Raw genomic sequence first — 12,228 nt, forward strand, 5'->3', positions numbered from 1 at the left:
GAAGTCTCCAGATAAAGAAAAGCAATCTGCAGAAATACTATTAAAGATAATTTCTTTTTACTTACAATCATTTAATAGTTGATGAACTTTGGAACAAACGGTTTCTATGACACTTCCTTTGAGAAGCTTGTTAAAAAGTAGCTAGTATAAGGCAAGAACAGAGCAGTCATCAAAATGAAGCCACTAAACTTCATTTTTCACCTACTTGTTCCCCCTTCGACTTCCTCTCCTCCTTCTCCGCAACAAACTCTCTGACTAAACGGTAGATAACTGCGAAGATAGGAGTGAAGAAGATCATGCCGACCAAGCCAAAGAGATTACCTCCAATCAGGGCGGCGGCTAGGGTAAAGAGAGTTGGGAGACCAACGGACTGGCCGACCACGCGCGGATAGATGATATTGCCCTCAATCAGCTGCACCAGCTGAAAGACTGCAATCGAGAGAAGGGCTTTCCAAGGGCTGTCGGTAAAGATAAAGATAGCACCCAGAGCACAAGCAGAGAAAGGCCCAATGTAGGGGATGAAAGAGAGCACTCCAGCCAAAACCCCAGTCAGGGCAGCATAAGGCAGACCTGTCAGAGAATAGGCGATAAAGACCAAAACACCAACAATGACAGCCTCTATCATCTGCCCCATCAGGAACTTATCATAGGTCTCAACAATGACAGAGCCGACATAGGATAGGCGTTTCACAGCCTTCTCAGGAAGCAGAACCTGCAAGAGACGACTAGTGATCGTCTGCAAATGCTCCTTGCTGCTCAAGAAGGCAAACATAAGAAAGATAGACATGATGACAGAAAAGAAATTACCAAAAATAGCAGAGATATTGCCTGTCAGACTGCCCAGAAGAGAGATGGCTCTATTGACAATGCCACTGTTTTGCAGTTGCTTGGTCAAATCTTTCAACTGGCTAGAGGAAAGCAAGCCAGACTGCTGCAGCCACTTGGCTAGCTGCGGCGCCACCTTGCCGATGGTCGCGCTCAGCTGATTGACCGCTGTAGTCAGAGTCGGCACGACGATAGAGACAATCCCTGTCATAATGAGAGCTAAAATCAGCACCTCCAAAACCAAGGCCAAAGCGCGCTGCAACTTTTGAGGAACTCGGCATTTATCCAAGAAGTCTTCCAGTTTTTTCATAGGAACATTAAAGATAAAGGCAAGGACACCACCCAATATAATAGGTGAAAAAACCGAAGTCAGACTCTGCAGGCCAGACCAGATGTTTCCGATATAGAGAACCAGAGCCAGAGCAAGCGCCGCAAAGACGATAAGTTTATAGGATTCATTGATTTTTTTCATAAGGCTTCCTTTACAGTTTTGTCATTTCCCTATTTTATCATAATTTTCAAGACCTTTCGAGCAGGAGAAAGTCAGTCGCCACACTTGTCAATCAACTTTTTCGTCACTCTTAAATTTTGACAAATCTAGAAGATATAGAATTCCTGAGATGATAGACAGAAGGCCTGAGAAAGTAAACAGAAAAGAAATGAAGCCCATGACGGATCCGCAGAATAGAAGCTCATGACTCGTCTTATTGACTCTTGGGTCGTTGCTATAATGATACATTCCAACTATAGAAAGTCCCAAAAGCAGCCAGCTGGTCAATATAACTATATCGCCCCAGCCAGCGTTTTCAACTAGTTTGGGAACCGAATAAATAATTTCCCAGTGCCATCTATTTAAAGAAGCGTAAATGATCTGAAGGCCTCCTAAAATGCCAACAATTCCATTTATCCACAGCAATTTGTTTGATTTCATATGTATCTCGTTCTTTCTTTTTTAAAATAGTATACCGAGCCACTTTCTAATCTGTCAACTATTGTAAAAGAATGAGTGTCTCATCCGATAAATCCGTTTTCATTCAAATTATCTTATGATACAATAAACTCATGCACAAGAAAACAGTTATTGATTTTAAAGAACTGGGTCGGCGCTTGATTTTTAGCCAGCCCATCAAAGAACTCAAAACACGCGAGTTGGCCGAAGTCAGAGCGATTCTGCAAGAAGTTGAGGACTGGCAGAAAAAGGGATTTTATGCAGTCGGCTATGTCAGCTACGAAGCGGCTCCTGCTTTTGAGAAAAAGCTACAGGTCCACAAAGCCCCTCTGCTGGGCGAGTACCTGATTTACTTTACCATTCATGACAGAGCTGATGAATCCCCATTCCCTTTGACTTACGACGAGGTAGAAATGCCAGCGCAATGGCAGAGCCTAACGACTGAGCAAAAGTATGAAAAGGCCATCGGAACCATTCACCACCATATCCGTCAGGGCGATACCTATCAGGTCAACTACACGGTGCAGCTAGGCGCAGAGCTCAATCCACAGGACAGCTGGGCTATTTACAACCGTCTAGTCGTTGAGCAAAACGCCGCCTACAATGCCTATGTAGAGCACAATCATCAGGCAGTCTTATCCATCAGTCCTGAGCTCTTTTTCGAGGAGCACCGAGGTGAGCTGACAACACGGCCAATGAAGGGTACTACCAATCGCGGTCTGACAGTCGCTGCTGACTTGGAACAGGCTAACTGGCTACGCCAGGATCCTAAAAACCGAGCGGAAAATATGATGATCGTTGACTTGCTGCGCAACGACATGAACCGCATTTCAGAGATTGGCAGTGAACGGGCCGAGCAGCTGTGTCAGGTCGAGCAGTATTCCACCGTCTGGCAAATGACCTCCACCATCAAAAGCCAACTGCGGACTGAGATTGGCCTAGGAGAAATTTTTGATGCCCTCTTTCCATGCGGCTCTATCACTGGTGCTCCAAAGATTTCGACCATGGCTATCATCAAAGCGACCGAAAAAGCCGCCCGCGGTGTCTACTGCGGTACGGTTGGTATCTGCCTGCCAGACCAGAGACGGATTTTCAATGTGGCTATCCGCACCATTCAGCTTGAGGCTGGCAAGGCGATTTACGGTGTCGGCGGCGGCATCACTTGGGATAGCACATGGGAATCCGAGTACATCGAAACCCAGCAAAAATCGGCTGTTCTTTATCGGAAAAATCCGCAATTTGACCTGATTACGACAGGGAAGATTGAGCTAGGCCGACTGACCTTCCAAGACCAACATCTGAAGCGACTGCGGGAATCCGCTCGTTACTTTGCTTATCCATTTGATGAAGAAAAACTGAAGGCAGAGTTGAACCAAACCTTAGCAGAACTGGATCCAAGTACGGACTACCGCCTGCGGATCTCCATCGCAAAATCTGGAAAAGTGACCTGCCAGCTAGAAAAGCTACAAGCACTCCCAGAAGCTTTCTGCAAGACCATTCTCGTCCCACAAAATGCCAACTTACAACAGCCTTTCACCTACTTTAAAACCAGCTATCGGCCACATTTAGACCTAGGCCAGCAGGAGCAGATTTACTACAATGCCCAAGGGCAGCTACTAGAAAGCTCCATCGGCAACCTAGTCCTCCAGCTGGATGGTCACCTCTACACGCCACCAGTCGAGCTAGGCCTTTTAAATGGCATCTACCGCCAGCATCTCTTAGAAACAGGTCAGGCCACAGAAAAAATTCTCAGCTTAGATGACTTAAAATCAGCAGAAAAAATCTACGCCTGCAACGCACTGCGAGGCCTTTATGAATTGGAAATAGATAATTAGAGAGTGGGACAGAAATCGGTAATTGGTTAGAATTCGATTTCGTCGTCCCACCTCCGCACAGTTGAGTAGGGCTGTAAAAGCTGATGAAATCAGCGTAGTAGAGCCCACTCAACCACTGCGTCTTGCTCGACAATCCAAAGACAATTGAGAGGCTAGGACTTTTGTCCCAGCCTCTTTTTCTATAGACCTCAGTCCGCTTAAACACGAATTATCATTTCTATTTCAAGATTTTAGAAACATTTTAGAATTGCTTGATGAATACTTAATAAGTGTCCGATATACTGGATAGTGAGGAAAGGATTTCCAAGAATAATTCAAAAAGGAGAAGTAAAACCATGGAAAATATTTTAGTTTTACAAGGGGTCAGCAAAAAGTTCGGCCAGCAGCAGGCTCTGAGCGATGTCAATCTGACCATCAAAAAAGGAGATATCTACGGTCTTATCGGTAAAAACGGAGCTGGTAAAACCACTCTGATTAAAATCATGACCCAGCTGATGCATGCCAGCAACGGAACTGTGTCACTCTTTGGTTCCAGCAATCAGGCAGAATGGACACAAGCCCTCAAGAGGGTCGGCTCGGTCATTGAAACGCCCGTTGCCCACAACCACTTGACCGCCTACGAAAATCTCAGCTACTACTGCAAACTCCGCCAGATACCTAATGCCGAGAAGGCCATCCAAGAAACCTTGGAATACGTGAACTTAACAGATACTGGCAAGAAGGAATTCAGAGATTTTTCTCTCGGTATGAAGCAGCGTTTGGGAATTGCCATTGCCTTATTGTCTAAGCCAGATTTGATGATTCTAGACGAACCTATCAACGGACTAGATCCCGTCGGCATTAAGGAATTCCGCCAGCTTGTCCAAAAGCTCAATGAAGAGCTAGGCATGACCTTTGTTATTTCCAGTCATATTCTATCCGAGCTCTACCTAGTAGCTACGCGCTTTGGCATCATCGACCATGGTCATATGATCAAGGAAATTTCCAAGGCTGAATTTGAAGAACAAAGCGAAGATTATATCGTCTTGAAAACGGATCATTTGGAGGAGGCCAGCCAGCTGCTCCAAGATCAATTGGGCTACCGCATCAAGGTGGTCAATGCTCTCAATGAGATCCATGTCTTTACTCACTCGCACAATATCAACAATATCGTAAAAGAGTTGGTCACAGCTGACTTAGTCATTCAAGAAATCTACTATGCACGACAAAATCTCGAAAATTTCTTTACAGATTTAGTTGATCAAAACCAGGGAGGTCTATCATGATTCAAACAATTCGCGCTGACTTTTACCGCCTCTTCCACTCCAAGGGCTTTTGGATTACTGAGTTCGTTTTGCTAGTCAATATTCTGCTCGGAGTCATCTATAAGGTTACGAGCAGATTTGGAACATCCATCTCAACGGATAGTCAGGATGTCGCTCAGCAAGTACCAGACAAAATGACGGGTATCAATGCCCTTGCCCATTTCTCTGGAAATTCTGACAGTATTATATTTTTCACTCTTATTGTCGTCTGCCTCTTATTAGGTGTGGACTTGTCTAGAAAGCTTTATAAAAACAGTCTCGCTCACGGCATTTCACGGACAGAGTTCTTCTTCTCTAAAACTTTGGTCTCCTTTGTTGTTGCCATCTTCCAATTCATCCTCTTGCTAGGGCTATCCTTCATCATCGCTAGCTCTATCAACGGAATTGGAACAGCTCCAGCAGGCTTCTTTGGCCAATTTTTAGTAACCATTCTCGTCCAACTCATTGTGACCATCGCTTGGATTGGCATCGTGTCCTTCGTCCTCTATCTCAGCCATTCCATTGCTGCTGTCTTTGTTACCTATTTTATCGGAAGCGCCCTGCTTGCCTTTCCAGTCTTACTCTATCCTCATATAGAATTGTTCCGCTATTTAACCTTACGATTTGGAATAGAGATGGCTGCGGATCCTGCTGTTGTTTTGCAGGCTAGCTTGGTAGCGATTGCCATAGCAGTCTTCTTCCTAGGCAACAGCCTTCTCATTTTCAAGAAAAAAGATCTCTAAAACCAAAAAATCAGCTAATCTTCTGACTAGCTGATTCTTTTTTATAAAGCCACAATCAATTCAAACCAATCTCCCTCTGCTTGAATGGTCAAGTCACCACCCAGGATTTCGACCAGCTGCTGAGTGATATAGAGCCCCAGTCCAGAGGATTCCTCACTGCTGGAGAGATTTTCAGAATAGAAGCGATTGGTCAGTTTATCCAGATGTAAAATGGGCTTCTGAACCTTATTTTTGACCTGAAAAATAACCTTTTGCCCTTCTTTTTTCAGACTGATACTGGCTGCTTCTCGGCCATGTTTGAGGACATTGCTGAGCATGTTCTGGACGATTCGATCAAAGATATCACTGTCCGTTTCCAGAAGCAGATTTTCAGATAAATCCACATCTAAATTAATCCCTGCTCGCTGAAAGGCATCATAGTAGGCAAAGAGTTGCTGGGTGACCAGCTGGGATAGGTCTGCCCGCTGAAGGCTCGGTCGAATAGCTCCTTCCATCAAGCGACGGTATTCCATCAGAGCCTCCAAGCGTCTGGATACCATACCCAGATTCTCTGCAATCTTTTGCAGCTGCTGGTCCATTTGCTCCTTATCAGCGTCCTTGAGTAGCTGTTGCGTGTAGCCACTAGCAATGGTCAGTGGCGTTCGGATATCGTGGGCAATATTGCTGATGGCCATGTCCAAGGTTTTCTTTTCCTGCTGGGTCACAAAGTACATCTTATCAATTTCCTGAAAAAGCTGCTCCACCTCGTCAGTCAGAGCCACTAGACTAGGAGCTTGATCTCTCAAGGTCAAGCGAACCTGACTTCCTGTACGACGTTTGTCACGGATCTGGCTGATCAGACTACGAATCGTCAGATGATAGCGAACCAGCGAAATTGACAAGAAAAGTATGAGCCCGAAGGCTAAAATCAACCACATATCTAATCCTCCTTGAGCCGCACACCCAGACCCCAAATAGTCTCGATATAGTCTGTCGAACGATCCAACTGGGCTAATTTCTTACGAAGATTACTGAGATGGGCATTGAGCGTATTGTCGCCTGGCAGATAGGTCTCCTCCCAGACCGACTCATACAGCTCCTCCTTGGTAAAAATCTTTTTAGGATGAGCCAGCAAGGTCTGGAAGATCTGAAATTCCTTTTTCCCCAGCCGCATAGACTGGTCACCAGAAGCAATTTCAAAGGTATCTGGCAGAAGCCGGATGTTTTTGATCAAGGTCCCCCCAGCAGGCTTAGACTGGGGCTGCTGACTACCTCGCAGTTGGACAGTGACACGCGCCGCCACTTCGTCTAGATTAAAAGGCTTGACAATGTAGTCATTGGCACCGTCCAGCAGATACTGGCTCACGAGACTCTTTTCGCCCAAAGCTGTCAGCATGACTACCGGCACCTGACTGGTCTTGCGAATTTCCCTCAGCACCTCATCGCCATTTTTTCCAGGCAGCATAATATCCAGCAGGACTAGATGAATCTCTTCTTCCGCAAAAATCCGCAGTCCCTCGGTTCCAGAATAAGCTGAAAACACGACGTGCTCCTTCGTAAAGAGATTTTTCAAAATCTCATGAATATCATTGTTGTCTTCAATTAGTAAAAGATTGGCCATTCTCATTCTCCAATAGCTTGATAAAACTAGTGTAGCAAGGATGAGCCAGCAAGTCAATCAAATATAAACGATGCAAAAGAAAGAGAGTGGGACAGAAATCGGTAATTCGTTAGAATTCGATTTCGTCGTCCCACCTCCGCACAGTTGAGTAGGGCTGTAAAAGCTGATGAAATTAGCGTAATAGAGCCCACTCAACCACTGCGTCTTGCTCGACAATCCAAAGACAATTGAGAGGCTAGGACTTTTGTCCCAGCCTCCTTTATGTTATTTGACAGATGCTCCGTTAGTCGCGATGACTTCCTTGTACCAGTCAAAGGATTTCTTCTTGGAGCGCTTGAGTGTTCCTTTACCTTCATTGTCCCGGTCCACGTAGATAAAGCCATAGCGCTTCTTCATCTCGCCAGTGCCGGCTGATACTAGATCAATACAGCCCCAGGTCGTGTAGCCCCACAGCACCACACCGTCCTCATTGATGGCTTCCCGCATAGCCTTTACATGGGCTGCCAGATAGTCAATCCGGTAATCATCAGCCACATAGCCATTTTCATCCGGAGTATCCACTGCGCCCAGACCATTTTCCACGATAAACATGGGCTTTTGATAACGATCCCAGATAGTGTTAAGCGTTATTCTCAAGCCCAGTGGATCGATCTGCCAGCCCCACTCAGAAGCGTCCAAATAAGGGTTCTTGAGAGAAGCAAAGATATTGCCTGCGGTCAACTCATTGACCTTAGGGTCGCCCGAAGCTACCCGGCTAGAGTAGTATGAGAAGGAAATGAAGTCCACCGTATGCTCCTTGAGCAGCTGCAGGTCTTCTTCTGTCATTTCGACAGTGATGCCCTCGCGCTCCCAAGCTTTCTTGGCGTAGTTAGGATATTCACCACGCGCCTGCACATCAATGAAGAAATAGTTTTTCCTGTCTTCCTCCATGCCAGCCCATACATCGCGTGGATGGCAGGTGTTAGGATAATTTTGCCCCGCCGCCAGCATACAGCCGACCTTGTTTTCCGGATCAATCTCATGAGCCAGCTTGGTGGCAATGGCTGACGCGACCAGCTCATGATGGGCCGCTTGGTACTTGACCTGTTCTTCATTTTCGCCTTCTTCAAAGCAGAGACCTGCTCCCATGAAAGGCGCATGCAGAATCATATTAATCTCATTGAAGGTCAGCCAGTACTTGACCAAGCCCTTGTAGCGGGTAAAGAGAGTGCGGCAGAGACGCTCGTAAAATTCCAGCATAAGACGATTTCGCCAACCACCATATTGCTCAATCAAGTGCATGGGACAGTCAAAATGAGTAATGGTCACCAAGGGCTCTATGCCGTACTTATGGCATTCCTTAAAGAGGTCTTCGTAAAATTTCAGGCCAGCTTCATTGGGCTCCAGCTCATCCCCCTTAGGAAAAATCCGACTCCAAGCAATGGACAGACGATAGGTCTTAAAGCCCATCTCGCCAAAGAGGGCAATGTCCTCCTTGAAGCGATGGTACATGTCAATGGCTTCCTTAGCTGGATAGAAATAGCCTTCCTCGAAGTCAAACATCTTTTTCTTACCCGTGATGATGGCCAGACGGTCCTCACCAATCGGCACCACATCTACATTGGCCAGCCCGCGACCATCCGCATCATAAGCGCCTTCGCACTGGTTGGCAGCTGTCGCTCCGCCCCACAAGAAACCATCAGGAAAAGTCAGTTTTTCAGTCATAATTCTACTCGCTTTCTTATTTGCTTGTTTATTTACTTATATTATAGCTCCTTCTGTAAACCTTTTCTTATAAAAAACTGCGAAATACTGATACTATTCTACTATTTTGTTTTATTCGACAAATTTTCAGAGTCTGGTTCTTTAAAAAAATCATCTTTTAAGAAAAAGGCAATTAGCCTCTCCTGAAACAAAAAAGAAGACTGAAAATCAGTCTTCTCTTATTCCTCTTAAATCAAAGCCGTGATGGCCGTCACCAGCCCAAAAATAATTCCTGGTGCATTAGCTGCTGCAAGCGGAATATCTCTTTCTTTTTTGAACAAGCCATAGTAGACCCAAAGGCTACAGTTGATTGCTGCGACGAGCGGTTGGATAAAATTCCCTTTTTGACCCGCTAGGTTGTTCATGATTTGTGGAAAATAAGACACATACATCATTACGGACATAAAGGTTGCACCCCAACCTAAAATTTTCATTTGTTTTTCAGACATTTTTAATACCTCTTTCATTTTCGGTTATATTTTATAACGATAGTCCAAAACAATCAAGCCCTTTTTCCCCTTTGTTATGAAGATGTAAACTATCACAATCCTATGATAAGTAAAAAGATAAAGAAAAAGACCGGATTGCTCCGATCTTTTCAAGTTCTGCTCTAAGAAAATCAAAGAATAAAATTTACAAAGTTTACATTTGATTTTCGATGAGAGGAATTATTTAATTGCGCGTGATTGCAATCCTTCTTCTTCTAGGAAGAAACGGAATGGTACGAGTTCTTCTGCTTCATATTTTTCCTTGAAGGCTTTGATGGCTTCTTCTGAGTGAAGTTTTGGATCGAGCTCAAGCACTTCTACAGGAAGTGGACGGTGTTGCGTGATGCGAGCATCGATGACAACAGTTTTACCTTCTTTGTTGAGTTTAACAGCTTCTGCAACGACTGCGTCGATGTCTTCGATACGGTCAACGGTAAATCCAACAGCTCCTTGTGCTTCAGCAATTTTCGCGTAGTCAGCATTTGTGAAATCTACACCAAACAAGTGTTTGTTTGTGTCTTCGTATTTGTTCTTGATGAAGCCGTACTCAGCATTTGAGAAGACAAGGTTGATAACTGGAAGGTCGTATTGAACGTTTGTAATCACGTCTGGGTAGCACATGTTGAATGCACCGTCACCCATGATGTTCCATACTTGGCGATCTGGATTGTCTTTCTTAGCAGCGATACCACCAGGAAGGGCAATACCCATTGTCGCAAAGAGTGGAGATGTACGCCACATGTTCTTAGGTGTCATGTGAAGGTGACGAGTTGATGTTTGAGTTGTGTTACCTACGTCGATTGAGTAGATAGCATCTTGATCAGCGTATTTGTTAACTGCATTGTAAACTTGGTACAATTGCAATTCACCCTCAGTTTTACCTTCGAGTTTGTTCATGTAATCACGCCAGTTTTGGTTGTTCTTCACGTTTGCACGCCACCATGGAGTAGATTCTACTGGGTTTACTTTGTCAAGGATTGCTTTCGCTGCTTGACCTGCGTCACCAAGGATTGAAGCGTCAAGGGCATGACGTTTACCAAGTTTGTATGGATCGATATCGACTTGGATGAATTTTTCAGTGTTCTTGAAGGCTTCGTAAACTTCAGCAAATGGGAAGTTTGAACCAAGGAAAAGAACTGTGTCTGCTTCAAAGACAACTTCGTTGGCTGGTTTCCAACCAACACGGTAAGCAGAACCAGTCAAACCTTCGTAGTTCCATTCAAACGCTTCAAAGTTTTTACCAGTTGTGATGATTGGTGCTTTGATTTTACGTGACAATTCAGTAATCACTTCACCAGCTTTGACACCACCGTAACCAGCGTAGATCACTGGACGCTCAGCATTGTTCAAGATTTCAACCGCTTTGTCGATTTCAACTTCGTTCAAGGCAGGAGCGATGAATGAACGCTCGTAAGAACCTGAACCGTAGTATGAATTTTCGTCGATTTCTTGGAAACCGAAGTTTACTGGGATTTCAACAACGGCTGGACCTTTTTTAGAAACTGCAGCACGGCAAGCTTCGTCAATTACTTTTGGCAATTGCTCAGCGTAAGCGACACGTTTGTTGTAAACAGCGATACCGTTGTACATTGGGTTTTGGTTGAGCTCTTGGAAGGCATCCATGTTGAGTTCGTTGACTGGACGTGATCCAAGGATAGCAAGGAATGGAGTGTTATCCATAGCTGCATCGTAAACACCGTTAATCAAGTGAGTCGCACCTGGACCACCTGAACCAACTGCAACCCCGATTGAGCCGCCGAATTTAGCCTGCATAACGGCAGCGAGAGCACCGGTTTCTTCGTGGCGAACTTGCAAGAAGCGGATATCTTTGTCTTCAGCCAAAGCATCCATGAGTGAGCTGAGTGTTCCTGATGGGATACCGTAGATGGTGTCTACGCCCCATGTCTTCAATACGTTGAGCATTGCTGCAGATGCAGTAATTTTCCCTTGAGTCATAATAACTCTCCTTCAAAATTAAATTATTTATCGAAAACTTTCAGATAATATAATGAAAACGTTTCAATAAACTTACTCTACAAATTTATCACTTTTTCCACCGCTTGTATAAGAATATGCTCAGGAACGCTTTAGAACTATTACATAACAATTATGAGATTTTTCTGACTTTTGAAATGTATATTATAATAGATTTCAGAAAAAGGTGAACGTGACTCTCGCTGACCTTTGAAACTGGGGAAGATTTTAATTCAGAGCAAATTAGAAATTTAAGGGCTAAACATGCTATAATATTGATAGGTAAACGAAAACATTCCAAATAGTAGGTGAAAAGATGATCAGAGAAGCCAGTCCAAACGACCTAGATGAATTACTCCATTTATATCTCTCCTTGCACGAGACGGCCATTCCAGAAAAAAGTCCAACCTTACAAAAAATCTGGCAGCGCATGGTAGAAGACCCAGACCACCATATCATTGTCAAAGTGCTTGACGGAAAGATTGTTTCTTCTTGTATTTGTGTCGTCATTCCCAATCTCACGAGAGGACTACGCCCCTACGCCTTGATTGAAAATGTCGTTACTCATCATAACTTTAGAGGCAAGGGCTATGCTAGTGAATGCCTTGATTTTGCTAAAAAATTAGCGACCGAAGCCAATTGCTACAAAATGATGCTGCTGACGGGCTCCAAGAAAGAAAGCACCTGGGAATTTTATAAACGGGCTGGCTACAACCACCAAGACAAAACAGCCTTTATCCAGTGGCTAGACTAAAGCAAGCAAAAATCTCTAGTGAATATAGAAAACG

At 44.5% G+C, this 12,228-nt stretch carries 11 protein-coding genes; 4 read left to right on the forward strand and 7 right to left on the reverse strand.

Annotated features, from left to right (window positions below; translation table 11 throughout):
• Nucleotides 1-190: 190 nt before the first annotated feature.
• Both SCRDD08_RS08940 and SCRDD08_RS08945 read right to left on the reverse strand, forming a co-directional pair.
• Complete coding sequence (locus SCRDD08_RS08940) at nucleotides 191-1,297, reverse strand: AI-2E family transporter (protein ID WP_061423375.1); 1,107 nt, start codon at nucleotides 1,295-1,297, stop codon at nucleotides 191-193.
• Nucleotides 1,298-1,384: 87 nt separating this feature from the next.
• Nucleotides 1,385-1,756 carry a hypothetical protein gene (locus tag SCRDD08_RS08945; RefSeq protein ID WP_061423376.1) on the reverse strand — a complete coding sequence of 124 codons (372 nt, stop codon included), beginning with the start codon at nucleotides 1,754-1,756 and terminating at the stop codon, nucleotides 1,385-1,387.
• A 131-nt stretch (nucleotides 1,757-1,887) separates the two neighbouring features.
• Between SCRDD08_RS08945 and pabB the strand changes: the two genes are divergently transcribed.
• The 3 genes from pabB (at nucleotide 1,888) to SCRDD08_RS08960 (ending at nucleotide 5,635) form a co-directional block, all read left to right on the forward strand.
• Nucleotides 1,888-3,609: an aminodeoxychorismate synthase component I gene (gene pabB, locus SCRDD08_RS08950; RefSeq protein ID WP_061423377.1), complete on the forward strand. Its 1,722-nt coding sequence runs from the start codon at nucleotides 1,888-1,890 to the stop codon at nucleotides 3,607-3,609.
• 335 nt (nucleotides 3,610-3,944) lie between these two features.
• A complete protein-coding gene (locus SCRDD08_RS08955) occupies nucleotides 3,945-4,874 on the forward strand; it encodes an ABC transporter ATP-binding protein (RefSeq protein ID WP_061423378.1) in 930 nt (309 codons plus the stop codon).
• Nucleotides 4,871-5,635 carry a lantibiotic ABC transporter permease gene (locus SCRDD08_RS08960; RefSeq protein ID WP_061423379.1) on the forward strand — a complete coding sequence of 255 codons (765 nt, stop codon included), beginning with the start codon at nucleotides 4,871-4,873 and terminating at the stop codon, nucleotides 5,633-5,635. The genes SCRDD08_RS08955 and SCRDD08_RS08960 overlap by 4 nt, the downstream gene beginning before the upstream one ends.
• Nucleotides 5,636-5,676: 41 nt before the next feature.
• Here SCRDD08_RS08960 and SCRDD08_RS08965 read toward each other — a convergent pair whose 3' ends face one another.
• The 5 genes from SCRDD08_RS08965 to spxB all read right to left on the reverse strand — a co-directional run bounded on the left by SCRDD08_RS08965 (nucleotide 5,677) and on the right by spxB (nucleotide 11,422).
• Entirely contained in the window at nucleotides 5,677-6,552 is an 876-nt protein-coding gene (locus SCRDD08_RS08965) for a sensor histidine kinase (RefSeq protein ID WP_061423380.1), read from the reverse strand.
• A gap of 2 nt (nucleotides 6,553-6,554) precedes the next feature.
• A complete protein-coding gene (locus tag SCRDD08_RS08970) occupies nucleotides 6,555-7,235 on the reverse strand; it encodes a response regulator transcription factor (RefSeq protein ID WP_061423381.1) in 681 nt (226 codons plus the stop codon).
• A 264-nt stretch (nucleotides 7,236-7,499) separates the two neighbouring features.
• Entirely contained in the window at nucleotides 7,500-8,939 is a 1,440-nt protein-coding gene (locus SCRDD08_RS08975) for a 6-phospho-beta-glucosidase (RefSeq protein ID WP_061423382.1), read from the reverse strand.
• Nucleotides 8,940-9,166: 227 nt separating this feature from the next.
• A complete protein-coding gene (locus SCRDD08_RS08980) occupies nucleotides 9,167-9,427 on the reverse strand; it encodes a SemiSWEET family transporter (protein WP_061423383.1) in 261 nt (86 codons plus the stop codon).
• 219 nt (nucleotides 9,428-9,646) lie between these two features.
• On the reverse strand, nucleotides 9,647-11,422 hold the full coding sequence (spxB, locus tag SCRDD08_RS08985) for a pyruvate oxidase (protein ID WP_048772305.1): 1,776 nt from the start codon (nucleotides 11,420-11,422) through the stop codon (nucleotides 9,647-9,649).
• Between the two features lie 334 nt (nucleotides 11,423-11,756).
• Here spxB and SCRDD08_RS08990 point away from each other — a divergent pair, with 334 nt between their 5' ends.
• On the forward strand, nucleotides 11,757-12,194 hold the full coding sequence (locus SCRDD08_RS08990) for a GNAT family N-acetyltransferase (protein ID WP_061423384.1): 438 nt from the start codon (nucleotides 11,757-11,759) through the stop codon (nucleotides 12,192-12,194).
• Nucleotides 12,195-12,228 lie beyond the last annotated feature (34 nt).

It is taken from the genome of Streptococcus cristatus (genome assembly GCF_001578775.1).
GTDB classification, from domain to species: domain Bacteria; phylum Bacillota; class Bacilli; order Lactobacillales; family Streptococcaceae; genus Streptococcus; species Streptococcus cristatus_A.

Coding starts and splice junctions, on each gene's coding strand:
- SCRDD08_RS08940 (WP_061423375.1), bottom strand. CDS start 1,297: ATGAAAAAAATCAATGAATCCTATAAACTTATCGTCTTTGCGGCGCTT.
- SCRDD08_RS08945 (WP_061423376.1), bottom strand. CDS start 1,756: ATGAAATCAAACAAATTGCTGTGGATAAATGGAATTGTTGGCATTTTA.
- pabB (WP_061423377.1), top strand. CDS start 1,888: ATGCACAAGAAAACAGTTATTGATTTTAAAGAACTGGGTCGGCGCTTG.
- SCRDD08_RS08955 (WP_061423378.1), top strand. CDS start 3,945: ATGGAAAATATTTTAGTTTTACAAGGGGTCAGCAAAAAGTTCGGCCAG.
- SCRDD08_RS08960 (WP_061423379.1), top strand. CDS start 4,871: ATGATTCAAACAATTCGCGCTGACTTTTACCGCCTCTTCCACTCCAAG.
- SCRDD08_RS08965 (WP_061423380.1), bottom strand. CDS start 6,552: ATGTGGTTGATTTTAGCCTTCGGGCTCATACTTTTCTTGTCAATTTCG.
- SCRDD08_RS08970 (WP_061423381.1), bottom strand. CDS start 7,235: ATGGCCAATCTTTTACTAATTGAAGACAACAATGATATTCATGAGATT.
- SCRDD08_RS08975 (WP_061423382.1), bottom strand. CDS start 8,939: ATGACTGAAAAACTGACTTTTCCTGATGGTTTCTTGTGGGGCGGAGCG.
- SCRDD08_RS08980 (WP_061423383.1), bottom strand. CDS start 9,427: ATGTCTGAAAAACAAATGAAAATTTTAGGTTGGGGTGCAACCTTTATG.
- spxB (WP_048772305.1), bottom strand. CDS start 11,422: ATGACTCAAGGGAAAATTACTGCATCTGCAGCAATGCTCAACGTATTG.
- SCRDD08_RS08990 (WP_061423384.1), top strand. CDS start 11,757: ATGATCAGAGAAGCCAGTCCAAACGACCTAGATGAATTACTCCATTTA.